Below are 25,195 nucleotides of genomic sequence, written 5' to 3'. Positions count from 1 at the left end.
TGGGGACTTGGACGCTGTGGTCTCGCGGCTCGTGGCCGATGTCGTGAACGCGGCCTCAGCCGCGAAGGGGACGTGCTTGACCACTACGGCAACCACGCCGGACATTTCGCACCGTCCGACTCCATGGCCTCGGCGAGCGTCGTCCGACGGCAGGTCCTCGCCACCGCGGACGACGAGGGACGCGCCCACATCGGACGTTCCCTCGTTCTCGCAACAGCGGAGAACCTGCGCTGGGCCCTGGACACAGACCTCCTCGACGCTGCCCTGGACACCCTGCGAGCCGCGCTTCCGCAGGCCGCGACCAGCGAGGAGATCATGGGACAGGAAGGCAACTTTCGACGGACCGGCTGGGCAGTCCTGGACACCCAACTGCCGGCCTGGCTAAGACTGAACGGTCGAACCCGCCGGCCACCCACCAACGCCGGCAACGCGTTCGTCAGCTACCTCAACGCACTCGTCTACGCCCGCGTCCTGACCGCCCTGCGCACCACACCGCTGCATCCCGCCATCGGCTTCCTGCACTCCGACACCGACCGGCGCCGCAACACCCTCGAGCTCGACCTGGCCGAGCCCTTCAAGCCACTCTTCGCCGAACGCCTCCTCAAGCGAGCCGCAAGTCAGAAGACCTTGAAGCCGTCCGACTTCGAGACCGAGGTGGGCAAGGCATCTCTGAGCAAGGACGGCCGCAAGAAGGTCGCGGCGCTGATGAAGGAGGAACTGGCCACCTCCGTCCACCACCGCAAACTCAAGCGCAAGGTCAGCTACGAGGAACTGATTCACCTCGAAGCCCTCAAGATCGTCCGGATGTGCCTCGAAGGCAGCCCGTACAAGCCGTTCCACCCGTGGTGGTGATCAACGATCTTCGTCATCCTCGTCTACGACACGGCCGTCGAACGAAACCCCAAGGTGCTGAAGACGTGCCGCAAATACCTGCACTGGACACAGCGAAGCGTCTTCCAGGGCGAACTCTCCACCGCCCAGTACCGCGCCCTGACGGCAGCCCTGAACGCCGTCATCGACCCCACCCACGACAGCATCGTGACCTACCGGACCAGGTCACCTGACCTGGTCGAAACCGCCACCCTCGGCATAGACCTCGGAGGCCCCGGCGACATCCTGTGACGCTGCCGAGGTCGGGCGTTGCGGCTTCTCCCAACGATGCCCTCCAAGCACCACAGCTGGGTCGGCCCGACCTCATGGCGAACCTTCCACGGCTGCTTGAGCCTGCAGTCGGTCACACCGTCGTGGCTCTGGTGTGCTCTAGAGCCCTGTGCCCGTACGTCGATCAGTGGGTAGCGGTGGTCGGGAGCGGCGGAAGAGACGCTGCCAGCCACTGGGTGCGGTCGCGTTTGACCGTCTGGGTATGACTTGGATTCCTACGAGGCGGACCAACCAGCATTGCGAGCCCTCCAGGGCTGATGACGAGGGCAGCGCATCCGCGCCACCGGCCCGTGTCCACCCGGGTTGCGAGCCCTCCAGGGCTGATTACGAGCGGCCACCGCGCCGGTGCCGTTGCTGGACTCGATTCGTTGCGAGCCCTCCAGGGCTGATTACGAGGGCCCGTGGACCCGGACGACGACTACCCATCCGTCATGTTGCGAGCCCTCCAGGGCTGATTACGAGCTGCTCCCGGCGTCACCCGCGAGCAGGTGCTCCTGTCGTTGCGAGCCCTCCAGGGCTGATTACGAGCTGGCCGCTCTACGACCCCGAACTTGGCGCGCTCACGTTGCGAGCCCTCCAGGGCTGATTACGAGCCTGGCGTCTTTCTCTGTGGTCTACCTGGAGAATCAGTTGCGAGCCCTCCAGGGCTGATTACGAGCGCGTATGGCGCCAGGCCCACGCACGCGAGGTCCGCCACAAGTTGCGAGCCCTCCAGGGCTGATGACGAGCCAGTTCGCCTGCTTGGTGGGCGCGGTTCTCTAGATGTTGCGAGCCCTCCAGGGCTGATGACGAGCTCATCCGCGCCCACCACTACTCGCGGGTGGCGTTCGCGTTGCGAGCCCTCCAGGGCTGATGACGAGTCGGCGTACCGGTCTGACGGGACAGCATGAGGAGGTTGCGAGCCCTCCAGGGCTGATGACGAGCTGGAGGCGGACACCGGACGGCAGCAGGCCGTCTCCGAGTTGCGAGCCCTCCAGGGCTGATGACGAGCAGCTCGTAAGTGCCGGGCGGCCAGGCGTCATCCATCTGTTGCGAGCCCTCCAGGGCTGATGACGAGCTCATCGCAGACAACGCCGGGCTCGGGCCGGTGATGGCGTTGCGAGCCCTCCAGGGCTCGGCCTCACCTGACGAGGAGTACCGTTGCGAGCCCTCCAGGGCTGATGACGAGCCAGCCGCTGGAGTCGGTCCGCGTCGCCCTTGACCTGGGGTTGCGAGCCCTCCAGGGCTGATGACGAGCCTGGTCGGCCGTCAGCGTCCACACGCCCTTGCTGTGTTGCGAGCCCTCCAGGGCTGATGACGAGGCGAGAGTAAAGCCTCAGGTGGGAGCCGGTCTTCTGGCGGTTGGCGGGTGAATTAGTGCAGCATTCCGGCGGTAGTGCATCAGTGCAGGTCAAAGCGTTGCTTCGAGTCCTTGCTCCCAGTGGGAAGAATCCAGTCAGTCGCTCTGGACAGCGTACTGAGTCAGCACCTTGTGCGGATGCCGGCGAGCCCAGCTTCGGTGGCGGGTGGTCCGTGGCACTGCTTCTCGCTGTCTGGTCGTTCCCATCGCCCGTGTCGTGGTGCCGAAGATTCGGTGCCCGCAACGCTCGTTGCTTTCGTGTGGGGAAGCAACAGCCCCCCAATCAACCGGGCCCAAGAGACGGCACTGAAGCGGGCTGATGGCGAGGGTGTGGGACGTGGGCTGGCGCAGGGTCAGGATGACGGAGGGCGGTTGAACTCCTCTTGGAGGTCGTGCATGCGGGCGATGGCGGCGGCGGTGTTCTGGGAGTGGAGTCGGTTGTGGACTCGGGACGGGACGGGAGGTTGGTGGGCGCGGCGGTTGAAGATTCCGTCCTGGATTTCGCGGCAGTCGGTGGCAGTGATGTGACGCCCGTTGGCGCGTTGCTCGAGGAGTTCGTCGACGGACTCTTCGAGTTGCTCCTGGGCACGGGCGGCTTCGGTGTGGCGGCGGGCCAGGTCCGAGAGGTTGAGCAGGGCGGGGGTGAGGGGAACGGCGAGTTGGACGAGGCACTGCTGAAGGGTGAGGTTCCGGACTGTGGCGAGAGCCAGCGCGGCGAGGACGGTCACGGTGAGCACTGCCCCGAGCAGGCGGGCGTAGCTGCGGTGGTTGCGGCGGCTGTAGAGGAGGTTCTGGGTCTGACAGGAGAGAACGTCGTTCGGCCAGGGCACGTTCGGGACTTCGCGGTACCAGTCGTGGTCCTTGTCGACAGTGGGATGGGTGCGGGCACGGACCTGTTCGCGGGCGAGGCGCAGGGGGCCGGACAGGGAGGCGTTCCAGGGCAGGGTGAACAGGGTGGTGTCGTAGAGCTCGTTGCGCTGGACGCCCTGGAGGTGGGCCTTGCGCTGCCAGGTGTCGAGGGCGGTACGGGCCAGTAGTAGCCAGAGCACGGCGGCGACGGCCAGTGCGCCGGAGGCGCCCGGCGAGAACACCAGAAGAACGGGCGCGAGCAGTGCCAGACAGACGGCGCCGGCAGTCTGGACGGCGCGGATGTGCTCGGCCCGGTCGTAGGCGACCCGGGTGGCGGCGCGAGCCTGCAACATGTCCGGCTGCTGCTGGTGTTCGGCTATCGGCCGGTGTCCGGGCGGCGGTTGAGGGGGCGGCGAGTTGGCCGGCTGGGTGGTCATGGTGGGCGCTCCGGAGGTCGGCTGGTGACGTTCACGTTCACGTTGGCGTTCACGTTCGCGTTGGCGTTCGCGTTGAGGTGCAAGGGGGTGTCAGTGGTCCTGGCCGGGGCGGAGGGGCAGGTTCGGTTCGTGCCAGCTGGGGAGGCTGAGGCCGCGGCCCTTCATTGGCTTGCTGTTCTGGATGCGCTCGTTGGCGGTGAACCAGGCGTAGTTGTTGCCGTCGGGATCGGGCGCGAGGGCTTGCCCGTCTCCGGAGTCCGCGACGTACGTTCGGGGGTAGTGGACGGCGGTGCCGGACCGGCCGGCGCTGGTGGAGAGGAACGCGGCGAGGTGCGGGGGCCGGCCCGCCGGGGCGCCGTAGGTCCTCTCCATGTCGGCCTCGAAGGCTTCGCAGGCGTGGGTGAGCGCGGACCGCGCGTCGTCCATGGGCCGGTCGGACTCACGGCTGAGGCTTCGGTAGGCGGTACGCCACTGCTGCTCGGTGCGGAGGTCGAGGGTGCCTTCCGGGTCGATGTCGAGGCGGACACTGCCGAAGCCGAGGGGCTTGCCGAGACCGAGGCGGTGACAGTGGTCGTCCGGGAGCTGCAACAGCCAGACGAGGGCGCCCAGTTCGACTGCGGTGAGGTCGGAGACGGAGAGAGTGAAGGTGGCGGACGAGCCCGGGGTGATCCAGCCTCGGACGGAGCGGTTCTGCTTGTCGCGCTGGGGCCGGCCGTTCTGGTCCGGCCGGCGGTACTCCTGGAACCGGAGGGTGCTGTCGGGCTGCTGTGTGCGGTCGCTGGTCGGGTCGTCCCAGTAGCCGTCGGGCAGGTCGCTGTGGTGCCAGTACGCTTTGCGGCCGCGTGGGCGCTGGTTCTTGGTGTACCACGTGTTGTTGGTCGCGCCGTCGGGGAGCGGGGTCGTACCGTCGGGGCCGTTGCCGAGGTAGAAGCGGGCCTGCTGGGGCTTCGGTCCGCTGAGGATGGCCAGGGGTACGCCGGCCTCGCCGAAATCGGCCGGGACGAAGCCCGCGGTGTCGACCGGGCCGATTCTCAGACGACCGCGTTCGGCGCCGTGGCCGGATTGGTTGACCCAGCCGAACACCCGGTCGGCCGGGGTGAGTTCGGTGCGCGAGGTGGCGGGACGCAGGCTCGGGTCGAGCAACTCGGCGGGCGCATGGGGGAAGAGCCTGCGGGCGATCATGACGGGGTAGACGCCCTGCACGGTGCGTCCGTCCGGCGCCATGCGGGCGTAGCAGAGGGAGCCGGGGCGGAGGCTGAGCCAGGAGTCGTCGTACTGGTGAGGGCTCCAGGCGGTACGTCCGGGTTCTGGCCCGAGATGGGCGTCCGGCCCGACCTGTTGCCCCTGCCTGTCGGTGCGCTCGTACAGTTCCGCAGTGCGGTGGGCGGCCCGGTAGTTGCGGATGGTCTTTTCCCACTGGTTCCTGAGCGCTTGGGTCAGCGGTGTCGACTGCTCTGGGGCGGACGAGGCGAAGAAGAGCCGTTCGTCGTGCTTGCCGTTGATGTTGCGGTTGGTGAGGCAGGCCCAGCCGCGGACGGCTTTGAGTTCGCCGGTCGGTTCGTGCCACGACTTGCCATGGAGACGACTGGAGCTCTGTGCCGGCTCAGGTCGGTCGGGGAGTGGGCCGTCGGCTGGGGCGAGAGTGCGGACGCGCCAGTAGTCGAAGTCGTGCGTGTGCTGTTTGTCGCGCCGGTTCCATCTCCAGTGTCTGATGCGTTCCAGCCACGCTTCGTACGCGTCGCCGTGGACGGGGTCCTGTCCTCCGGTGTCGGTGACGGGAAGCGCCGGACCGTCGTACCGAGGCAGCCAGGCGGCGTGCAACGGGGGCCGCTGGTCGGCCTGGCCGCCGGGCGGGGTGTGGCCGGGCGGGGTGTCGCCGGGCAGGAGTACCAGCTGCCGGCCGTCGTCGCTGACCCGGGCCGGGACCATGTGCTGGGCCTCCGCCGCGGGCATGCGAACGGCGAGCCGTTCGTCGTGGCCGGTGAAGACGCCCATGCGGGAGTTGGTGACAGCTTCGTATGCGGCGCGGAGCATGCCCTTGACGGTGGTCACGGGCAGGTGGGGGCGGCCGTCGCGGCGCAGCAGCGGGTAGGTGAGGTGTCCGTTGTCCGCCTGGTCGGCGCGGGAGGGGTCGAGGAGAAGCAGCGGTGTGACCACGGTCAGGCGTACGGGGATCCGGCCGGTGAAGTGGCCTTTGTGCAGGCGGTCCTGGGCAGGAGGCGGGCCTTCGCCCAGGGTGCCGTCAGAGCCGTCAGAGCCGTCAGGCCGGGACGGGCGCGGGGTGGCGGGCAGGAAGGTGTACGGGTTGACGAATGCGTCCACCGGGACGCGGCGGGGCTTCGGGGTGGCGGCGGTGCCGGTGGGGCGGACGTCCTGCGCCTTTCCGCCGAACCAGCGGAACTCGACGCGGAGGCCGTCGAGTTCCGAGGGGGCATGGTCGGCCAGCGCCGGGCCCAGGTCGTACTCCGGGTTGACCTTGGGCCGACTCTTGGGGGCATCGTCGCGGATGACCCGGAGCTGCTGCTTGGCTTCGTTCCAGCGCAGGACACCGGTGCGGGTCTGCTCAGACATCGTGCTCCCTTTCACGGACTGTGCCGGCTGCTGCCGCAGAGTCGGGCGGCTCCGCCGGCTCAATGCGCAGCAGGCGTTCCTCCGCCACGTGGGCGTTGCCGTGCCGAGGCTCGACGCAGACATACTCGCGGGCAGCCAGGCGCAGCCGTTGGCCGTCGGGGGGTGGTGGCGCGGGAACGTGGAGGCTGCCGATGCGCGGGGTGCGAAGGGTCGTCCAGGCGCCGTCCGGCGTGCGGATCGGCTTCGGGGCCGGGGTGCCCCAGAGCAGGTAGTGCGCCGGCAGCGTCTGGAGCGCGTGCAGTTCGGGAAGCGGGCTGCCGAACTCGGTGGGCAGGGCGGCCGGTTCCTCGCTGAGCAGGACGCACTGGGTGTCCTGGCCGGCGAAGGTCAGCCAGCGCAGTTCGCGATGGTCGTCGAAGACTCGTGCTTCGAAGACCGTGTCCAGTGGTGCGGGGGCGCCCGTGTGGGTGTGGCAGCGGCCCCGGCTGAAGCGGGCGACCCGGAAGTCCTGCGGAGAGCAGAGCAGCGCGGTGGCCTCGGTGAAGCCGGCGCGTTCCAGGGCTTCGGCCAGTGGGACAGCAGGGCAGGCCCGGCCGTACAGGGTGGTCATACGGCGGCTCCGTCCAGGTAGGTGCTCCAGGCGTCGGTGAGGCGGCCGGTCCGCTCGCCCAGCAAGAAGGTGTCGAGTTCCACGGGCGTCCCACCGTCGGGGTCGTCGTCGGGGAAGGTCAGCAGGATCTCGTCCACCGCCATCTCGCCCATCCCGCGGTGAGTGCTGCCGCCCAAGGGCAGGCGGCCCGCCTTGAGGTCTCGCAGGACGAGCAGCAGCAGCGCCAACGCGGCGTCGGCCACCTCTGGTTGACCGGTTTCGGGGGCGGCGACGGTGGCGTGGGTCGCCGCGTGACCGGCCAGGCGGCGGAGATCGACGGTGAGCGTGATCGGCGACCAGGCCAGACCGTGCGGTTCGAGGACGCTGTACAACAGACCGTCCGCGGCGCCGCCGGTCCAGCGGTCGATGGCCACGTGGTCGGCGCGTTCCAGCCCGTACTCGCGCAGTTGCACCAGAGCAGCAGCGGCATCCGGCTGGTGGGTCAGGTCCCAGAGCTCCGCGGGAATCTCGGCCTCTGCGTGGCAGTCGTCCACCAGCAGCGCGCCGCGACCCCGTCCGCGGTCTCCCTTGTGTCGCGGCGCCGAGCCGAACAGCACCCGAACGGCGGGCAGTTGGTCGAGCTGTTCACGAAAGGCGGTGCTGCCCGAGGTGTCGTGCCGGGTGGCCTCGGTGTCCGCGGCGGGGGCGTCCGTACCGCGCGCGGTGCGCTCGATGTGCTCGGCGCGGGAGCGCAGTGCGCCCTTGAGAGAGGTGCCGGGCAGGACCAGCGTCACCGTTTCGCCGTCGTCCCCGGGGCCTCCCGGGCCGGCCGTGGTGAGCGGCAGAGTGTCGACGGTGAGGCCGTCGGCCCCGGAGCGCACCATGACCGGCGCGAGGGGCCGCCAGCGCACCCGGATCTCCAGGTGCCGGGCCGCCGCGTGAGGCGTGTCCGTTCCGTGGTCCCGTATCCAACGGTCGGCGGTGTGGTGTTCGCTGTCGCCGCGCAGGACGGAGAACAGGCTCTGCGGGGAGTCGAGTTGCTCTGTGCGGACAGTGGTGCGGTCGACTGCGAGGCGGGTACGGCCCAGGCCGCAGGTGACGGCCGCGCCCAGCCGAAGCTGCCCGGCGGCGAGGAGCGCGAGAAGCCGGGCGAGGTACGCACTGTCGTCGCCGGCGTTCCGGGCGTCGCTGCGCAGGTCGAGTTCCAGCCGGAGCCAGACGCCGCGGGGAATGACGGACCGGGTGAAGAGGATGCCCTGGGCGGCAGCACCGTGGCGGCGGTCGATACCCACCGACGTGCGCGACTCCAGCCGGGCCGGGCTCAGCGGGCGCGTCGGAAGCCCGTCCCCGTCCAACTCCGGTCCGGCCGCCACGAGTGCGTCGCCGACCACGATGCGGGAGACCGCGCCGTCCTGGCCGCCGTGTTCCGCCCAGCCCCACCGGTGGTTGGCCGCTTCGTCTCGAGGCCCGTCACCGGCGGCCGGATCGGGGTGCAGCAGTGAACGCAGCGCTCCTGCCAGACTGCTGCCCGGCACGCAGAGTCTTCCGCGCCCGTCCACCGCCGTGGCCAGGGACGCGTTGGGGTCCCGGCCGGAGTCGCCGATGTGCAGTGCGCTCTCCGTGCGCAGCCATCCGGCGACGCGGAACCGCACCACCGAGCCGGCTGCGCCGTTGTCCTGAACCATCCGTCCTCGCTCTCCGCCGTGCTCAACTGCCAGGTGCTGCCGAGGCGGGCCTCACAGCCGGGTGCCGCGCGCTCAGCCGTCCGCGCCAACGTCGGGGACTTCCTGGGAGCGGCGCTGCGCGGTCAGGCAGTCCTCCACCACCATCCGGACGGCGACCGGCCACAGCCGGACCCGGGACTCCGCTGCCCGGTCCGGGTCGGCTGTCAGCCGGCCCTCGGGCAACCGCAGCAGCTCCCACACCCGCCCCGGCTCGCTCAGCAGCCGCGTCACTGCCTCCACCACCGCGTCCGGCCAGGGTCGGCGGCGCTGCTCGCCGGGTACCCGGCGCAGGCGCTCCAGCCACGCCGACGCCGCCGGTTCCGAGGGGCCGCTCAGATGCGCGATCAGGGTGAGCAGTCCGGCCAGCTGTGAGGCGCGGACGCTGCCGTGGCCGGGCCCGAGCACCGCGTCGCGGTCCGTCTCTGCGAGGACAGGGCTGCGCTGCCCCAACGCCTCGCGCCACGCAGCGTCCTCCAGGACTGTGAGCGCCGGGAGCGCAGCCCCGTCAGCCTCGCCGCGCTCAACTCCCTCCTTTGGACCGGCCGTTGACGTTCCGGCCGCGTTGCAGGTCGGGGCACCGGGCTCTCCTGTTGTGGCGGGTCGGGCCTGCGCCTGGAGGTCACTGAATGTGGCGCGGAGCAGCGGGTCGTCGATGGTCAGCTGGCCGAAGCCCTCCGCGCGGCGCAGCCCCAGGCCGTCGCACTCCACCCGCCCAACCGCCTGCGCGGTGACGGTGCCGGCGACCACCTCGAACGTCAGGCAGCTGCCCGCCCGCAGCCCCAGCACGGAGACCTGGGGCAGCCCCCAGCGGGTGTGCCACGAGTCGCCGCGGCTCACCTCGCTGAACCGGACACCCCCGGCACCCTCGGCAGCGCCTGCGGTGCGGAACCGCTCCAGCGGCTCGTCCGGCACCGCGGCCAGGGTCACCCCGAGCGCTGTCCCCAGATGGCGGGCCACGTCCTGCGGCCGGGTGCTCTGGCGCAGGCGTTCGTCGGGGACGAGGAGATCCGACAGCAGCCAGACCCGCAGCCGTCCGCCCGGCCCCCGTGCGGTGAACTGTCGTACGGGGCCGCCGCGTTGACTGGGCACGATGGTCGCGGTCACGTCGGTCAGCCCGTAGCCGTCCTTTCGCGAGCGTCCCAAGCGCCAGGTTCCCGACAGTCGCTCCTGCCATCCCGCAGGAAGCAGCCCGGCCGGCAAACGCACCTGTGCGCGGAGGACCGTGCCCGCGGCGATCGCCTGATAGGTGTAGAGACCGCCGATCGCCTCGACCGGCCTCTGCCGCGCGTCGTCAACGGTGTTGTGGGTGAGTTGGGTGTACCCGCAGGCCCCTCGCTCGGGCGGCCGGCCCGGACTGTGGGGACCCACGTACCCGCTCCCGTCCGGGTACTCGACAGCCTCGGTGGGCAGCTCCTGCAGGAGGTTGACCGGTCGCCCCGGGACCTGTTTCGCCCGTGCCAGGGCCAGCGGCTCCGGCCGTCCCGCCGCGCCGTCGACCTCGACGGTCGCGTCGGTGATCACGAGCCGGCCGCCGCGTGCCGCCGCAGCCAACTCGGCCGATCCCAGCTTCTCCAGCACGGCGGGGAGCAGCCGACGGCCCGCCACCCGGCCCGCGCTGCGCACGGTGTTGCCGACGGTGCGCTCGTGGGCCACCAGGGGCCGTCGCACGACCAGACGCAGCTCTGCCGCCTCCCACTCCTCGTCAGCGTCGGTCCCGCGTGGCGACACGGGCAACACCTCGGGCGCGGCGCTCGGATCCGGCAGTGGCGGAGCTGCCCTGCCCTCGAGCCACCGCCATTCCGCCGGAAGGCCCGCCACCTCCAGCCGGCACCGCCCTGCCCCGCGACGACGCTTGCCGCCCAGGGCCTCAAGCAGCCGTGCGCCCGCGTCGAGCAGCGCACCCGCACAGGCCCACTGCTCCTCGCTCAACACCGCGCCGGACGCGTTCAGTTCGGCCCGGCCGCTCAGACTCACGCCGCCCCGGGCCCGCTCCTCCATCCGCAACAGTTCATCCTCGGCCCGCCCGCTGACGGGGTCGATCACCACTCCGGGCCGGATGTATACCGCGGCCGACGCCAACAGCGGCCGCCCGCGGACCGACTCCCGCACCGCGTGCGGATAGTGCAGGCTGTCCACCCACAGCGCCGCTGGACGCGGCGGCCCGAGCGTCCCGTCCCCGGACAACACCCCGCGCTCCTGCAACACCGGTTGGCTGCCGAAGAGGAACTCCACCCACGCCTGCCATTCGGACCCCGATCCGCTGCCGTCCAGCGCGCGGGCTGCTGTCTCGCAGGCGTCCCGCCACACCCCGACCAGCGTCTTCGCCGGAACGAACGGCAGACCGTCGTCGTCCCGCTGCACACCACGGTCCACGCTGCCGTGCCGTCCGGCCCCGGAGCCGATCTGCCAGTCGCCCAGCATGTGCGCAGTCACGCGCAGCGGCACGGATCCGGACGGCCGGTCGGCGGTGTTCGGCGTCTGAGTCATGCTCGGCTCCCCGTGCCCGGGGCCGGTGTGGCGTCGCCCGTCTCCGGCACGAAGCCCACGGCGTTCATCGCGTCCAGGAGTCCGCAGATCCAGCGCCCGCCTTCCGGTTCCTCCTGCCAGAACAGGCTGTCCCCGTCTCCGCCGATGCGGTCCAGCCCGCGCCCGTCGTACCGCACGCGCAGACCGGCGAACAGCGCGTCCGCCACCTGCGGCCCGGCGAACAGCGACTCGCGCAGGCCGTGCATCTGCGACGTCGGCAGCAGCCGCTCCGCGTCCTCGCCCCGCGCGGTCAGCGCCGTCACCCGGCCCACCAGATCCCCCCACCGGCGGCCGCGCACCCACGGAACCGCCGGTACCCGGTCACCGACCACATACGGCTGTGCCACCAGCCGAGTCCCCGGGCCGTCCCGGTCACCTCGGGGATCGGCGACGAACGCTGTCTCCGCGCGCAGCCGGGCCAGATCGGGCCGGGTGCTGTCGTAGAGCACATGGAAGGAGACCGCCGAACACGGCCCCGGTACATGCTCCTTGACCTGCTTCGCCTCCCGCAGAAGCGCATACGCCAACTCCTGTGCGCCCACGAACGGAAAGTGTCGCTTCACCACCGCCACCCCTGCGCACGCCGACAGCCGTACCCCGTTGGCAGGGCCTTCGGACGGCGAGCTCTCCGGCTCGGCGCTGTCGAACTGCGCCTTGTCCGCCTCGGCGAACCGGCGCAATGGGCCCGCCACTGCCTCGCGCTCACCGGTGAGTCGCTCGAAGGCACGCAGATACGCCTCCGTGAACGAGAGCGACCAGGCGCCGTCGCACAGCGCCACCATGTCGTCCCCACCGAGGATCAGCGGCAGCACCGGCACGCTTCCGCATTTCAACGCCGCGCCACGCGCCTCCAGTTCGGACACCGCGCTCGCGAACGCCTCGCGGGTACATGCCTGCAGGCCCTGGGAGAACGCTCGGAAGGTGTCCGCGTACCCCCGGTTCGACGCACCCGGCACGCACCGGTCGAACGCGCCGAAGATCTGCCCCAGCCCGTTGCCGTCGGCGTACACCGTGCCGACCCACTCCGCCCGGTCGTTCAGGTGCTCCACCACGTCCCTGAGCGGCCCCGGGCTCGTCCCGGCCAGCTCCGCCAGCCGCTGCAGCCCCAGTTCCTCGCCCTGCCTGCCGTAGGCCCACCACTTCGCCACCCCCTCGGCCGAACGCGCCTCCACCGAACCGTCCGGCAGACGCAGCAACCGTGCGGCAGGCAGCCCGGTCGCCCGGCAGTAGTCCACCGGAGGCAGCCGTTGGAACCGCGCGTCCGGGCCGGGCAACGCCGTGCGGACCGACGCCAGTTCACGCCCGGATCCGGCCATCGCCTCGTGCAGTGCCCCTGGACGCTCCCAGCCGAACCCCGCGCTGACGACACCGCACACCTCCAACCCCGGAGCCTCCCGCAAGGCGCGCCCGGTCACCGCCGTCACCAGCCGACGAGCCGCCTCCGCGTCACGTACCAGCACGTTCGCCGTACCCGCTCCGGTCTCCAGCAGCTCGACTGGCTGTTCCTCGATCCGCCACCCGTCGCCGAACTCCGCGCCGAAAACCTCCCGCAGCCCTTCTCGCACCCATCGACGGTCCAGATACGTGATCAGCTCCGACGCGCCGGCGATCTCCCGCCGCTTGCCCGTCACGAACATGAACCGCGTGATGTTCCACGCCTCGAACGACACCAAGCAGACCTGCACGGCCCCCCCCAACCAGCTCTGTCTCCCGCCTCGGTCCCCGCACCCCGGCCACCAACGTCCAGTGACCCGAGGCGGCCACCTGACCCCCAGTCAGGCAGCATACGAGCCGCTCGACTTACGTTGCGGGCAAATCACGAAACCGCCGGACGGCAGCCGATCGCAGGCAGTGTGCAGCGACGCCAACGGCCTCGCAACGCAGGCGGATTGAGCGTCCGTCGTGCAGGACCGTCTTCGACGGCGGCGGCCCAAGTAACCATCCAGAGCTGATGGCGACCGCGGACCGCGAGGAGCGGGAGGCCAGCCGCGGCTGAGCTGCGAGCCCTCCAGGGCTGATGACGACGGCGGCTCCCCACGTGGCACGACGCCGAGTGCTGGGAGTTGCGAGCCCTCCAGGGCTGATGACGACCGCGCTGCGTCAGGCGGTTGAGGAGATCGAACGGTAGTTGCGAGCCCTCCAGGGCTGATGACGACCCCTGACCTACGTCACGCACGTCTCCGAGCTGGATATGTTGCGAGCCCTCCAGGGCTGATGACGACGCCGAACAGCCCGAGGACGCCGCACCGGCAGATACCCGGTTGCGAGCCCTCCAGGGCTGATGACGACCTACACCCTGGGGGCGACCAGTGAATGACATCTACTCGTTGCGAGCCCTCCAGGGCTGATGACGACCCGAGTACGCCGGCCTCTCCGCCACGCTGAAGTCGCTGATGTTGCGAGCCCTCCAGGACTGATGACGACAGCACTCAGGGTGTTGAAATTCGAGGGCCTGACGTAGTTGCGAGCCCTCCAGGGCTGATGACGACCGGGGCCTGCGCAGCCGGGAGGTCGGCCAGGGCCTCCTGTTGCGAGCCCTCCAGGGCTGATGACGACCTGCCATCGGTACCGACGTGCCCGCTGGCCGGGAGTTGCGAGCCCTCCAGGGCTGATGACGACATGCTGCTGATCATCCGGGGCCGGCGCCGGCAGTCACGGTTGCGAGCCCTCCAGGGCTGATGACGACGGGATCGCGACTCGTGGTCGGTCCACTGAACCTGCGCGTTGCGAGCCCTCCAGGGCTGATGACGACCCGGTCCCGCGAGTCTGCCGCCTCCACGGGGTCACTGTTGCGAGCCCTCCAGGGCTGATGACGACGCCGCTCAGCGCCCACTACGTGGACCCGTCGGCGCCGTTGCGAGCCCTCCAGGGCTGATGACGACCCGAGGGTAAAACAGCTGGTTGGGAGGGGTGTAGTCGGGGCTTGTGGCGACGTTGTTTGCAGCGATCCGGCGGTGATGCATCTCTGCTGGTCACAGGCTTGAAAAGTACGCGTACGAGTGTGGGCCAGCTTACTGACTTGGACGACCCGCCGGTCTCGAAGTGGGTGAATTCGCAGGCCGATTCGCATCTGCTCCGGAGCCGCCCAGGGATCCGCTGTCTTTCCTCACCGCTCTTGGTCGGAACGAACGACGATTTCATCGGAGCCTTCTGGGCTTGCTCGGACGGGGTGCCTTGAGCGTTTCTCTGCCGGGCAGGCAGGTGATGTCGTGTCAGCGAAAAGATGCGAACGCGTTGGTGAGGCCCTGATTGCAATAGTTGATCGCGTTCGCGCACGGTCACCGCAGGTGGTCTCGTTGTGCTCGAAGGCCACGCGCAGTCGGCACCGCTCCTCGATCCGCTTCTCCGCCACCACTTCTTGATCTGCGTCTGTGTCCCGGGGAGCGCCGGGTGAGTGTGGGCCGGTGGGCGGGTCAGTTGTCGGTGGTGGTGGGGGCCTGCCAGAGGGCGGTGATGGCGTCGATCAGGCCGTCGGCGGCGGTGCGCCAGCTTGTGCGGGCGGTCGGTTCGCCGTCGGCCAGTGCGCGTTCGCGCTCGGCCACCATGCAGGTGATCAAGTGGCGGGTCATCGCGGCCCGTTCGGCCTGGACCTCGGCGGGAAGCTCGGGCAGGCAGCGGCTCAGGCCCTCGGTGAGACGGCCCATCAAGGGCGAGGCGGCCGAGGATGCCTCGCTGGTGAGGGCGCGCAGGGCGGGGTCGCCGGTTGTCTGGGCGATGAAGCGGCCGTACCAGCTGGGGGTGCCGAGGGAGTCGAGGTGCTCGGTCACCGGACGTACAGCGAAGGCGACCCAGCCTCTGAGGTCGGTGAACTCGCCTTCGGTGTCGAGCATTCGCTGCCGGTTGCGCTCGATGCTCTCGGCGTGGCGGTGGGTGATGGCGCGCACCAGGTCGGCCTTGGTGCCGAAGTGGTAGCTGACGGCGGCGTTGTTGCCCTGGCCGGCGGCTTCGCTGATCTGACGGTTGGCCACCGCGTGCACTCCGCGTTCGGCGAAGAGACGTTCCGCGGCCCGCAGCAGGGCTTCGCGTGTTGCGGCGACCTGCTCGTTCCGTGTCATGGTGCGGCTCTCCGTTGTCGGGGGTGCGGGCGGCGTCGGCCGAGGTGTCCGGGGATTTCGCCGGGGTGCGTGGTTGCTCGGCGGTGTCGCGGCAGCGGGCCGGGCTGATTTTACGCAACGCAGGGTGGGTGCCAACGGGTTGGTGGCGGAAGGAGTTGAGTCGGCGGAGACCGCGGGTTCCTGGCGGCAGCATCGGCGCAGGCGGTGTTCGTTGGGGCGGTGTGCAGCGATGCGATCAAGCCGTTGGCGGCAGCCCGAACGGCGTGGTGGTGCGCGGCGGTTGAACGGTGCGTGTGCCTGTGCAGAGGGCGTTGGGCGTCGGGACGGTGACTCCTCGGGGTGGGCCGGGGTGGGGCCGGAAATCGATGTGGCTTCTTGACGGCAGGGTGCTCCGCGCTAGCCTTTTAAATAAATGCATTGATTTAAAAGGGGATTCGGCTTCCGGCTTCCGCGCCTGCCCTGCGGCCCGGTCAATGTCGTTCCCTCGCCACCAGCCACCAGCCACGCGTCAGGGCCGCAGCGCGGCGCGCGGTGAGTACCGCCGCTTCTCCTGTCCTGCTTCCCGTCCACCCCCACCCGGAGGATTCGCATGTCGTCCCAGGAGCACACCGTTCGCCTGCCGCTGGTCAGCGACGGGCCGCTCGATCCGCCGCGGGAGCAGGCCCTGTTGAGAGAGCAGTGCCCGGTGGCCACCGCCGTACTGCCCAGCGGCGACACCGCCGCGTATCTGACCCGGTACGCCGATGTGCGTGCGCTGCTCGCCGACAAGCGGTTCGCCAGGCCCACCGCCGAGGACGACGCCGCACGCGTCGCACCGCCCGGCGGTGGAGGGATCGCGGCCGACGGGGCGCCCACGGTGATCCCCGCCAAGGGGGAGGGGCACCAGCGCTGGCGGCGGCTGCTGAGCCGGTACTTCACGGCCAAGCGCGTCAACCTCCTGCGGCCCGGGATGGCCGGCACCGCCCATCTCCTGGTCGACCGGATGCTCGCGCGGGGAAGTTCGGCCGACCTCAAGGCCGCCTTCGGGTTTCCGCTGCCGGTGTACGTCATCTGCGATCTGCTCGGCGCTCCCGCCGAGGACCGCGACCGCTTCTCCCACTGGTCGGACTCGTTCCTCAACGTCTCGCGCTACACCAGGGAGCAGACCGCCGCCGCGCACGAGGAGTTCACGGCGTACATGGCCGGGTTGGTCTCCGAGAAGCGCCGTCGGCCCGGCGAGGACCTGCTCAGCACCCTGATCGCCGAGAGCGCGGCCGAGGGGGAGGGGATGAGCGACGAGCAGCTGGTGTTCACCGGTATGGCGCTGCTGGTCGCGGGCCACGAGACCACCGCGAACATGATCGCCAAGATGATGGCCATGCTGCTGAGCGACCGCAGCCGTTGGGAGCGGCTGCTCGCGGAGCCCTCGCTGGTGCGGACCACGGCGGACGAGGCGCTTCGGTTCGACGCCAACCTCGGGGCCTTCGGGGCCCGTCGCTATCTCGACCAGGATGTCGAGATCGACGGCCGGACGCTGCCGGCCGGAACGACCGTCTTCTGCGACATGTCCTCCGCCAACCGGGACGCCACCGCCTTCGACGAGCCCGAGCTGATGGATCTGGCGCGCAGTCCCAACCCGCATCTGGCCTTCGGTGCCGGGCCCCACTCCTGCCTGGGTCAGTCGCTCGCCCGCACCGAGCTGCAGGTCAGTCTGGAGACGCTGCTCCAGCGCGTTCCCACGCTCGAACTGGCTGTGCCGGTGGGGGAGTTGGAGAAGCTCGAAGGTCTGAGCGTCGGCGGTCTGAGCGCGCTGCCCGTGCGCTGGTAGCGGACGTCCCCCGCGTTCTCCGCGTCGAGCCCACGACCGCGGTCGCGCGGGTTCGCACACGCCGGCGCGGCTGCGGCGATGAGTTGCCGAGGCACGGGGAGTCTGCACACCGTCGTCCGACAGCACTGGAGGAAAACGTGCCACAGCTCCTGCGGGTCCAGAACTTCACCGTCTCCCGCGACGGGATCGGCGCCGGTGCGGATCAGGGCCCGGACCGGCCGTTCGGGCATGTCGATCCGGCGCAGCTCTTCACCTGGGCGAGCGCCACGGCGAGCTGGCCGGGGCGCACCGAGCCCGGCGGGAGCAGGGGGCTGGACGACTGCTTCACGCGCGACTTCGCCTGCGGCATCGGCGCCGAGATCATGGGACGCAACAAGTTCGGCCCACAGCGAGGGCCGTGGCAGGACCACCAGTGGCGCGGCTGGTGGGGCGACGAACCTCCCTTCCACACACCGGTGTTCGTCATGACCCACCATCCGCGGCCCTCGTTCGCGCTCGGCGACACCACGTTCCACTTCGTCGGAGGTGAACCGGCGGCGGTGCTGGAGCGGGCGCGGGAGGCTGCCGAGGGCCGGGACGTACGGCTCGGCGGCGGAATCGCGACCGTGCGGGAGTTCCTGGACGCCGACCTCGTCGACACCCTGCATGTGGCGGTCGCCCCGCTGGAGCTGGGGTCGGGGCTGCGCCTGTGGGATTCGCCGGAGCAGCTTCTCGACCGCTTCCACCTGGAGGTCGTGCCCAGCCCGAGCGGAGTGGCGCACCACCTCTTCTGGCGCAAGTGACGTTCGGCCCCGTGCCGTCACCACGGACGCCGGCCGACGGACCGTCCGTCGAGCCCTCGCCCCGAGCCTCACCCGGTCCCTCGCCGGCACCGGGCCCGGACGGGACGCGAGAAGGCCGTCGTCCACAACCCGCAGGAACACGAAGGGAATCGACACCATGAAGGTCACTGTTGACGACGACAGGTGCTGCGGCGCAGGGAGCTGCGTCCTGGTGGCGCCAGAGGTCTTCGACCAGCGCGAGGAGGACGGCATCGTCCTCGTGCTCGACGAGAGCCCGCCGGCCGATCGGCACCAGTCCGTGCGCGAGGCGGCAGCGGTCTGCCCCACCTCCACGATCTCCGTGGCGGAGGACGCGCGGTAGCGAGGGCCTGGCGCCGAAGGGAAGGAGAGCCGGGCGTCCGCGGGCGCCCGGCTTCCGGTGATGCCCCCTGCGAGGCGGCAGCGGTGCTCCGTTCTGCCGGAGGTGGCCGTATGGTCCCCTCATGACTGTTGTGCAGCAGCCCTCCCCTCCCGATGACGCCGAACCGGGTCCCCCGGCCGTGGACGTCGGGAAGCGGAAGCAGGAGATACGCAGACGTCTGGAACGGCTGATCGGCATCGCCGCGACAGAAGGCAACGACCTGCGCGTACTGCGCAACGGGGACGAGATCTTCCCCGCGATGCTCGGAGCGATCCGGTCGGCGCGGTACACGATCGACATGATGACGTTCGTCTACTGGCGCGGTGAGATCGCCCGGGAATTCGCCACCGCGCTCGCCGACCGCGCCCGGCAGGGCGTACGCGTGCGACTGCTGTTGGACGGGTTCGGCAGCAGCCCGATCCAGCAGAACCTGCTCGACGAGATGGCCTCGGCGGGCGTGCAGGTGGCGTGGTTCCGCAAGCCGATGTGGCTCTCCCCGCTCAAGCAGAACCACCGCTGCCACCGGAAGGCCCTCGTGGTCGACGAGCACACGGCCTTCACCGGAGGGGTGGGCATCGCCGAGGAGTGGTGCGGGGACGCACGCCATCCGGGCGAGTGGCGGGACACTCACATCCAGGTGCGCGGACCCGCGGTCGACGGCATCACGGCCGCCTTCGCCCAGAACTGGGCGGAGTGCCATCAGGAACTCTTCGACGCCAACGACCGCTTCATCGAGCACGACGCGACCGGTCGGTCCGTGGTCCAGGTCGTCCGCGGCTCGGCCAGCTTCGGCTGGCAGGACATGCAGACCCTGATGCGGGTCGTCCTCGAGTCGGCACAGGACCGGGTGCGCGTGACGACCGCGTACTTCACCCCGGATGACTTCTTCGTCGAGCTGCTGTGCCGCACGGCTCGCCGTGGGGTCGAGGTCGAGATCCTCATCCCCGGCCCGCACACGGACAAACGCGTCTCGCAACTGGGCGGCCGCCGCTCCTACGAGGATCTGCTCGACGCGGGAGTCCGGATCGCCGAGTACCAGCCGACCATGCTGCACGCCAAGATCCTGACCATCGACGGCATCGTCTCCCTGGTGGGTTCCACCAACTTCAACCGCCGCTCACTCGAACACGACGAGGAGGTCATGCTCGCGGTGGTGGACGAGACGTTCACCGCGACGCTGGACGAGCACTACGCCGAGGACTGGCAGGGCGGCGACCTCATCACCCCCGGACGCTGGAAGCGCAGGCCCGTGCGGAATCGCCTGGGAGAAGCCGCCGTACGTCCCATCCGCCGCTTCCTGTGAACCACCCCACGCGGAGAGCTTCCCGCGCGGTGCTCCGGACGGATCAGCAGACACGGCGAGGTCGTTGCCGGAACGGGCGTTCACCGCAGGCGCGTTGACGGAGCCGAAGCGGTCAGTAGGGCTTCTTCTTGCCGACCGTGTGGCCGGTCAGGAAGCAGATGCCGCCCGCGAGGGCGAGTCCGATCAGCGCGACTCCGCCGCTCAGACGCTCCCACCAGAACTCCGCCGGGGCCCCTGCGTCGTGCTCCAGCATCGCCTCCAGCAGCTCGGTGCCGCCCGCCTCCAGGATGACGGCGACATAGCCGTTGGTCACCGCGAAGAAGGTCGCGGCGGTGGCGATGATCGCGCCGCCGATGTGCGAACCGGTGCTGCGGCCCGCGGTGTTGCCGCTGGTCAGACCGATGAGCACGGCGAGCGCCAGCGCCAGGGCGATGTAGCTGATCTGCAGGCCGTCGCGGGAGAGGTCCTCGTAGCTGACGGTGAGGAAGAGCGCGTAGCCACCCATCAGCGCACCCGCGATGAGCAGGGAGAAGAGGAACGCCTTGCCGCCGTTTCCGCGCCGGGGCGGCGGCGGGAAGCCGGGGTGGCGGTAGCCGCCGTAGCCCGGTCCCATCGGCTGCTGGGGCGGCGGATACGGGCCCGGGTAGCCGTAGCCGGGCGGGGGCTGCGGCGGTCCGTACTGGTTGGGCTGCGGCTGCCAGGGCTGGCTCATTGGTCCCCCGATGGTGGAGTGCGCGCGAAGTCGTGCGGAGCGTGGTGGGTGAGCGTCAAAAGTACCAAGACCGCACGTCCCGGGGGAGGTCGATACCGGCGTACCGTTCGGCTCGGGCCGCGGCCCAACCGCCCCTGAAACAGCCCGGCTACGGCTGTGCAACAGCTTGTGCCGAAGCGGTTCGCGGGCCGGTGGTCGCGCAGCCGTCATCCGTTAGTGTGCTTGTGGCGTGCAGCAGTTGCCGTCGCGCGACCGCCAACGGGGCGTCGCCGCACAGCGCGTGCCACATTCGTGAACGTCTGACCTGCGCCGCCGGCCCGCGGTGCAGCACTCCGGGGGATCAGCAATGCGTATTCGCCGCGCCATCGGTGCCACCTCGCTCAGCCTCGCCGTCGTCGCCGCTCTCGCCGGCTGCGCCGACGATCCCAAGGACAAGGCTTTCGGCGGCGGAGGCGATCTGCCGAAAGCACCGTCGACGCTCCCGACGCTGCCCATGCCCTCGCTCGACCCCTCCCTGCGGCCCGACGCCACCGGCGGTTCCTCCGGCCTGTCCTCGGGCGGTTCCTCCGGCGGTCTGTCCTCCGGAGGTTCGTCCGGCGGCTACTCCTCCGGAGGCTCCTCGGGCGGTACGGGCGGCTACTCCGCCCCGCCCACCTACAACCCGAACGCCAACGGCGAGGTCGTCGGCGGGATCTGCAAGTACGACCGGAACTCCAGCCGGATGACGTACGAGGTGGACATCCAGAACGCCTCGAACGAGCAGTCCTTCCGCTACAGCTACAGCGTGGTCTTCAAGGTCGGCACCAGCGCCAGTTCCACCATCGCGACGCGGACCATCGCCACCCGGCCGAACTCGGTGACGGTCAACGCCGGCGGCAAGCGCTCCGTCAACGCGTACACGACGTACACCAACAACGAGCGCTTCGTGTACTCCTGCCAGATCCTCTCCCCGCGCAAGTACCTGAGCCGCTGAGCCACCCGCGGCCCTCCCGCTCGCGGCCCTCACGCTCGCGGGCGGGCCCGCGGTGCGTTCAGCCCTCCCGCAGCAGCCACCCGTACGCGCGGTCGGGGTCGAACTCCCGCTGCCCACCGGGGAAGACCAGCTCCTCGAAGCTCTCCCGCACACCGCTTCCCGGCGCCCGGCCCTCCGCCGGACCGCCCGGGACCCCGCCCTCGTGCGCCGCGGCGTCGGGGGTGTCCGCCTCCAGCCGGTCGGGTGCCGCGTACGGGACGACGATCCGCCGCATTCCCGCGCTGCGGGCCGCCTGCACACCCGGTACGGCGTCCTCCACCACCGCACACCGCGTCGGCCGCACGCCCAGTCGTCTCGCCGCCTCCACGAAGACGTCGGGAGCGGGCTTGCCGCGGCCCACCTCCTCGGCCGAGACGAACCGGGGCAGCAGCGGGAGCAGCCCGGTGCCCCCGAGCACGGCCTCGATGGCGCCCGCCGAGGAGCCGGAGGCGACGATCAGCGGGTGGCCTGCCTCGTGCAGCCGCTCCAGCAGCGTCCGCATCCCCGGGAAGACGGCGGTGCCTCGCCGGGCGAGGTCGAGGTAGATCTCGTTCTTCTCCCGCAGCAACTGGTCGACGGGCGCGGCGAGACGGTGCCTGCGCCGCAGTGTGGCGAGTGTCTCGCGGGTGCCGATGCCGACGAACTCCAGGTGCTCGCGCCAGGTGAAGTCCGCCACCCCGTGTCGGGCCAGCAGAAGCCGTCCGGCCTCGTAGTAGTGGGGTTCGCTGTCCACGAGGGTGCCGTCCAGGTCGAAGATCACCGCGGGGGTGGGGGAGTGCGCCATGCGCCCAAGGATGCCAATCCGGGCGGTCGGGAGGGGAGACGGATTTTGCTGTAGCCGACAGGCGGTGCTTTCCTCTTGCTGTATCAGGATGTGGACCGGGAGGCGTGGGCAAGTTGTGAAGCGGATGTTCGTGGCACCCGACCCGGGCCGGGTACGGCTTCGCACCTCGCTGCGTGCGGTGGCGGGCGTCGGGCTCGCGGTGGCGGCGACGCTGCCGTGGCTCGGCCTCGAGGCGGGCGTCGTCGCCGGGGTCGCCGCGCTGCTGGCGCTCTTCACGGTGACCGACCCGGCCGTGCGCTCCCAGGCGCTCACCACCGTGCTGTTGCCGCCGGTGGGGCTCACCTCCCTCGCGCTCGCCGCCTCGCTCCACGACCAACCGCTGCTGCGTGACGGCGCCTTCCTCGTGGTCGTCTTCCTCACCGTGTACGCCCGCAGATTCGGTCCGCGGGGCAACGCGGTCGGAATCTTCGCGTTCATGATGTTCTTCGTCGCGCAGTTCCTGCGGGCGGCGCCCGCGGACCTCGCCGCGCTCTGTGTCGCCGTACCGACCGCGCTGGCCGCGACCTCCCTGGTGCGGTTCGGGCTCTGGTGCGTGGAGCGCGGACGACCGCTGCCGCCCGTGCCCTCGCCGCTGTCGGGCCGCGGACTGCGCCGCCCGACCACCAGGCAGGCGTTCCAGGCGCTGGTGGCCTGCGCGCTGGCGCTCGCCGCCGGCCAGGCGCTCTCCCAGGAGCGGTGGTACTGGGCGGTCGGCGCCGCCTGGTGGATCTTCGTCAACACCTCGTCCCGCGGCGAGACGCTGGTACGCGGGTTCCGCCGGTTCCTCGGTACCGCCTGCGGCGTCGTGGCGGGGCTGCTGGTGGCGCTCCCGGTCGACGGCTCCCCGGTGCCCACCGCGCTGGTGGTCGCGGTCTGCGTCTTCGGGATCTTCTACACGGCGGCGGTCTCCTACAGCTGGATGATGTTCTTCGTGACGCTGATGGTCAGCGTTCTGTACGGGCTGCTGGGCGCGCTGCACACGGGGCTGCTGGCGCTGCGGGTGGTGGAGACGACGGTCGGCGCGCTGGCCGCGGTGCTGGCGGTGGCGTGCGTACTGCCGGTGACCACCCACCTGACCACGCACGCCTGGATCCACCGCGCCCTGCGGTGCATGCAGCGCTGCACCGCCGAGGCCGCCGCGCGTCTTTCGGGCGACGAGGAGGCCGCGCCGGCCGCCCGGGCCGCCGAGCTGGAGGTGTTGCTGGGCCGCGCTCGGCTCTCCCTCGCGCCGCTCGTCCACCCGCTCAACCCGCTGCGCGCCCGCAAGGAGCGGGCCCGTCAGGTACTGGCGCTGCTGGACGACTGCGCCCGGCAGGTGCACGGGTTGGCCGAGGTCGCCGCCGACCCGTCGGCCTCGCACGACGCCCGGTTGATGGCCGCCTGCTGGCGCGTGGAGGCCGCGGTGCAGGACCTGGTGCGCGAGGGCGACCGCGCGGTGGCGCTGGTGCGCCCGACGTGGCTCGCCGGCGTACCCCAGCAGCACCCCGGCGCGGACCGGGCGCTGGTGCATCTGCGGGATCTGGAGTCCGCGCTGGCCGGGCTCGCGGCGCCGCTGCACAGCGAGCCGGGCGCCCCGCTGCCGCAGCGCTGAGCGGCGCCGCACGGCGCACGCCGAAGGGCGGCCGCGTTCGGCTGAGCCGGCGCCCGCCCGCGGCCCGCCGGGCGGCACTCGGAGCCGGCGCCGTCGACATCCCGCTCGCCCCCGGACGGACCCGCGCGGGTGCCGCCGGAGTCGGCCGGAGGTGTCTCCCGGCGCCGATGCGGGCCCGACGCCGGTCGTACGGCGGGTTTCGGACGGTTTCGCGGGCGCGCATGTCTGGGGCATGGTCCAGACCAACTGCTACCGTCGGCGGAGCCGCGACCCGCGCCGTACCGCGTCCACGCCGGACAGCCGTACAGCCGCACAGAGGTCGCGGGGCAGTGCGGTAGCAGGGCTCGAGGAGAGGCGGCAGTCGTGGCCGGCACGGGGAACGGGCAGTGGGCGTACTTCGGATCGTTCACCGCGGACGGAGGGCGGGGCATCACCACCGCGGCCGTCGACACCGAAAGCGGAGCGCTGACAGTGCGGGGGCACTGCGACGAGGTGGTGAACCCCTCCTACCTCACGCTGGCCCCGGGCTCGGCGTTCCTGTACTCGGTCAGCGAGCAGGACGAGGGGGCGGTCGCCGCCTACTCGCTCGCCGAGCCGGGCGCTCCGCGGCTGCTCGGTGACGGGCCGGTGTCGGTCGGGGCGAGCGGGCCCACCCATCTGACCGTCGCAGCGGGGCAGTTGTTCACCGCCAACTACACCTCGGGCAGCGTCACGGCGCTGCCCGTGCGCAGCGACGGCAGCGTCGGCGGCGCGGAGCCCGCGGTGCGTCGGCACAGCGGCAGCGGGCCGAACGCCGACCGTCAGGCGGGTCCGCACGCGCACGCGGTGGTCGCCGATCCGCGCTGGCACTGGTTGCTATCCACCGACCTCGGTACCGACTCGGTGTGGGTCTACCGGCTCGACCACACCGGAGCCGCCCTGATCCCGCACGGACAGGCCGAGCTCACCGCGGGCGGCGGCCCGCGCCATCTGGCCTTCCACCCGGCGGGCGAAGTGGTGTACGTGGTCAGCGAGTTGGGTTCGACCCTGACCGGCTGCCGCTGGGACGGCGAGAGCGGCACGCTGCGGCCGGTCCGCTCCGTGAGCACCCGTGCGCCCGGCGCCCACGGCGAGAACTACCCCTCGGCGCTGACGCTCTCCGCCGACGGAAGCACCGCCTGGGTCGCCAACCGAGGCGACGACACCATCGCCGTCTTCCGCCTCGACCCCGAGGAGGGCGGCGCGGAGCTGGTCGGAACCGTCTCCTGCGGCGGTCGGTGGCCCCGGGACCTGGTGCTCGGACCGGGCGGACGGCATCTCTACGCCGCCAACGAGGTTTCCGGCGAAGTGGTCTGGTTCGATCTCGACCCGGTGACGGGCGTACCGAAGCGGGCCGGTGCGGTGTCCGCACCGGCGGTCAGCTGCGTCGTGTTCGGCTGATCCGGCGCCCGGCCAGCCCCGAACGGGGCAGTGCCCCCGAACTCCCCGGATCGCTCCGAGAGTTCGGGGGCACTGTCGTACGTGGCCCGCGGGCG

At 71.0% G+C, this 25,195-nt stretch carries 18 protein-coding genes and 2 CRISPR repeat arrays; of the genes, 9 read left to right on the top strand and 9 right to left on the bottom strand.

Annotated features, from left to right (window positions below; all coding sequences use genetic code 11):
• Positions 1 to 72 precede the first annotated feature (72 nt).
• Positions 73 to 852: a CRISPR-associated endonuclease Cas1 gene (gene cas1 / locus MTQ01_RS17385; protein ID WP_247491474.1), complete on the top strand. Its 780-nt coding sequence runs from the start codon at positions 73 to 75 to the stop codon at positions 850 to 852.
• A 6-nt stretch (positions 853 to 858) separates the two neighbouring features.
• Positions 859 to 1,122, top strand: coding sequence for a CRISPR-associated endonuclease Cas2 (gene cas2 / locus MTQ01_RS17380; protein WP_211041750.1), 264 nt, complete (start codon positions 859 to 861; stop codon positions 1,120 to 1,122).
• 275 nt (positions 1,123 to 1,397) lie between these two features.
• Positions 1,398 to 2,462: a CRISPR direct-repeat array (repeat unit 23 nt; unit sequence GTTGCGAGCCCTCCAGGGCTGAT).
• A gap of 391 nt (positions 2,463 to 2,853) precedes the next feature.
• Here the strand turns inward: cas2 and MTQ01_RS17375 are convergent.
• From MTQ01_RS17375 to MTQ01_RS17345, 7 genes are all read right to left on the bottom strand, one after another.
• Entirely contained in the window at positions 2,854 to 3,786 is a 933-nt protein-coding gene (locus tag MTQ01_RS17375; protein WP_247491472.1) for an S-4TM family putative pore-forming effector, read from the bottom strand.
• 90 nt (positions 3,787 to 3,876) lie between these two features.
• Complete coding sequence (locus MTQ01_RS17370; RefSeq protein ID WP_247491471.1) at positions 3,877 to 6,357, bottom strand: TIGR03986 family CRISPR-associated RAMP protein; 2,481 nt, start codon at positions 6,355 to 6,357, stop codon at positions 3,877 to 3,879.
• Positions 6,350 to 6,967, bottom strand: coding sequence for a CRISPR-associated protein Csx19 (gene csx19, locus MTQ01_RS17365; RefSeq protein WP_247491470.1), 618 nt, complete (start codon positions 6,965 to 6,967; stop codon positions 6,350 to 6,352). Before csx19 ends, MTQ01_RS17370 begins: the two co-directional genes overlap by 8 nt.
• Positions 6,964 to 8,631, bottom strand: a complete 1,668-nt coding sequence (locus MTQ01_RS17360; protein ID WP_247491469.1) for an RAMP superfamily CRISPR-associated protein — start codon at positions 8,629 to 8,631, stop codon at positions 6,964 to 6,966. Before MTQ01_RS17360 ends, csx19 begins: the two co-directional genes overlap by 4 nt.
• Before the next feature lie 72 nt (positions 8,632 to 8,703).
• A complete protein-coding gene (locus MTQ01_RS17355; protein ID WP_247491468.1) occupies positions 8,704 to 11,157 on the bottom strand; it encodes an RAMP superfamily CRISPR-associated protein in 2,454 nt (817 codons plus the stop codon).
• Entirely contained in the window at positions 11,154 to 12,866 is a 1,713-nt protein-coding gene (locus tag MTQ01_RS24990; RefSeq protein ID WP_282613795.1) for a hypothetical protein, read from the bottom strand. The genes MTQ01_RS17355 and MTQ01_RS24990 overlap by 4 nt, the downstream gene beginning before the upstream one ends.
• A gap of 326 nt (positions 12,867 to 13,192) precedes the next feature.
• Positions 13,193 to 14,078: a CRISPR direct-repeat array (repeat unit 27 nt; unit sequence TGCGAGCCCTCCAGGGCTGATGACGAC).
• Positions 14,079 to 14,609: 531 nt separating this feature from the next.
• Positions 14,610 to 15,251, bottom strand: coding sequence for a TetR/AcrR family transcriptional regulator (locus tag MTQ01_RS17345; protein WP_247491467.1), 642 nt, complete (start codon positions 15,249 to 15,251; stop codon positions 14,610 to 14,612).
• Positions 15,252 to 15,840: 589 nt separating this feature from the next.
• Here MTQ01_RS17345 and MTQ01_RS17340 point away from each other — a divergent pair.
• The 4 genes from MTQ01_RS17340 to MTQ01_RS17325 all read left to right on the top strand — a co-directional run bounded on the left by MTQ01_RS17340 (position 15,841) and on the right by MTQ01_RS17325 (position 19,543).
• A complete protein-coding gene (locus MTQ01_RS17340; protein ID WP_247491466.1) occupies positions 15,841 to 17,058 on the top strand; it encodes a cytochrome P450 in 1,218 nt (405 codons plus the stop codon).
• A gap of 137 nt (positions 17,059 to 17,195) precedes the next feature.
• On the top strand, positions 17,196 to 17,840 hold the full coding sequence (locus MTQ01_RS17335) for a dihydrofolate reductase family protein (RefSeq protein ID WP_247491464.1): 645 nt from the start codon (positions 17,196 to 17,198) through the stop codon (positions 17,838 to 17,840).
• 157 nt (positions 17,841 to 17,997) lie between these two features.
• Positions 17,998 to 18,201: a ferredoxin gene (locus MTQ01_RS17330; protein ID WP_247491462.1), complete on the top strand. Its 204-nt coding sequence runs from the start codon at positions 17,998 to 18,000 to the stop codon at positions 18,199 to 18,201.
• Positions 18,202 to 18,322: 121 nt separating this feature from the next.
• Positions 18,323 to 19,543: a phosphatidylserine/phosphatidylglycerophosphate/cardiolipin synthase family protein gene (locus MTQ01_RS17325; RefSeq protein WP_247491459.1), complete on the top strand. Its 1,221-nt coding sequence runs from the start codon at positions 18,323 to 18,325 to the stop codon at positions 19,541 to 19,543.
• Positions 19,544 to 19,655: 112 nt separating this feature from the next.
• Here the strand turns inward: MTQ01_RS17325 and MTQ01_RS17320 are convergent, their stop codons facing one another.
• Positions 19,656 to 20,255 (bottom strand): hypothetical protein, encoded by a 600-nt coding sequence (locus MTQ01_RS17320; protein ID WP_247491457.1) that lies wholly within the window; start codon positions 20,253 to 20,255, stop codon positions 19,656 to 19,658.
• 346 nt (positions 20,256 to 20,601) lie between these two features.
• Here MTQ01_RS17320 and MTQ01_RS17315 point away from each other — a divergent pair, with 346 nt between their 5' ends.
• On the top strand, positions 20,602 to 21,228 hold the full coding sequence (locus tag MTQ01_RS17315) for a hypothetical protein (protein WP_247491455.1): 627 nt from the start codon (positions 20,602 to 20,604) through the stop codon (positions 21,226 to 21,228).
• Positions 21,229 to 21,286: 58 nt separating this feature from the next.
• On the opposite strand, the gene MTQ01_RS17310 is transcribed toward MTQ01_RS17315, so the two are convergent.
• Positions 21,287 to 22,051: an HAD family phosphatase gene (locus MTQ01_RS17310; RefSeq protein WP_247491453.1), complete on the bottom strand. Its 765-nt coding sequence runs from the start codon at positions 22,049 to 22,051 to the stop codon at positions 21,287 to 21,289.
• A 124-nt stretch (positions 22,052 to 22,175) separates the two neighbouring features.
• Between MTQ01_RS17310 and MTQ01_RS17305 the strand changes: the two genes are divergently transcribed.
• On the top strand, positions 22,176 to 23,681 hold the full coding sequence (locus MTQ01_RS17305) for an FUSC family protein (protein WP_247491452.1): 1,506 nt from the start codon (positions 22,176 to 22,178) through the stop codon (positions 23,679 to 23,681).
• A 363-nt stretch (positions 23,682 to 24,044) separates the two neighbouring features.
• A complete protein-coding gene (locus MTQ01_RS17300) occupies positions 24,045 to 25,100 on the top strand; it encodes a lactonase family protein (protein ID WP_247491450.1) in 1,056 nt (351 codons plus the stop codon).
• Positions 25,101 to 25,195: the final 95 nt, after the last annotated feature.

Origin of the sequence: Streptomyces sp. XM4193 (assembly GCF_023072595.1) — a bacterium.
Taxonomy (GTDB): Bacteria; Actinomycetota; Actinomycetes; order Streptomycetales; family Streptomycetaceae; genus Streptomyces.
This window is presented reverse-complemented; position numbering and strand designations above follow the sequence as displayed.

Excerpts from the sequence above, each read along its gene's own strand:
- MTQ01_RS17320 (WP_247491457.1), bottom strand. The coding sequence starts at position 20,255 with ATGAGCCAGCCCTGGCAGCCGCAGCCCAACCAGTACGGACCGCCGCAG.
- MTQ01_RS17360 (WP_247491469.1), bottom strand. The coding sequence starts at position 8,631 with ATGGTTCAGGACAACGGCGCAGCCGGCTCGGTGGTGCGGTTCCGCGTC.
- MTQ01_RS17375 (WP_247491472.1), bottom strand. The coding sequence starts at position 3,786 with ATGACCACCCAGCCGGCCAACTCGCCGCCCCCTCAACCGCCGCCCGGA.
- MTQ01_RS17315 (WP_247491455.1), top strand. The coding sequence starts at position 20,602 with ATGCGTATTCGCCGCGCCATCGGTGCCACCTCGCTCAGCCTCGCCGTC.
- MTQ01_RS17330 (WP_247491462.1), top strand. The coding sequence starts at position 17,998 with ATGAAGGTCACTGTTGACGACGACAGGTGCTGCGGCGCAGGGAGCTGC.
- MTQ01_RS17305 (WP_247491452.1), top strand. The coding sequence starts at position 22,176 with ATGTTCGTGGCACCCGACCCGGGCCGGGTACGGCTTCGCACCTCGCTG.
- MTQ01_RS17345 (WP_247491467.1), bottom strand. The coding sequence starts at position 15,251 with ATGACACGGAACGAGCAGGTCGCCGCAACACGCGAAGCCCTGCTGCGG.
- MTQ01_RS17370 (WP_247491471.1), bottom strand. The coding sequence starts at position 6,357 with ATGTCTGAGCAGACCCGCACCGGTGTCCTGCGCTGGAACGAAGCCAAG.
- MTQ01_RS17310 (WP_247491453.1), bottom strand. The coding sequence starts at position 22,051 with ATGGCGCACTCCCCCACCCCCGCGGTGATCTTCGACCTGGACGGCACC.
- MTQ01_RS17325 (WP_247491459.1), top strand. The coding sequence starts at position 18,323 with ATGACTGTTGTGCAGCAGCCCTCCCCTCCCGATGACGCCGAACCGGGT.
- MTQ01_RS17355 (WP_247491468.1), bottom strand. The coding sequence starts at position 11,157 with ATGACTCAGACGCCGAACACCGCCGACCGGCCGTCCGGATCCGTGCCG.
- MTQ01_RS17340 (WP_247491466.1), top strand. The coding sequence starts at position 15,841 with ATGTCGTCCCAGGAGCACACCGTTCGCCTGCCGCTGGTCAGCGACGGG.
- csx19 (WP_247491470.1), bottom strand. The coding sequence starts at position 6,967 with ATGACCACCCTGTACGGCCGGGCCTGCCCTGCTGTCCCACTGGCCGAA.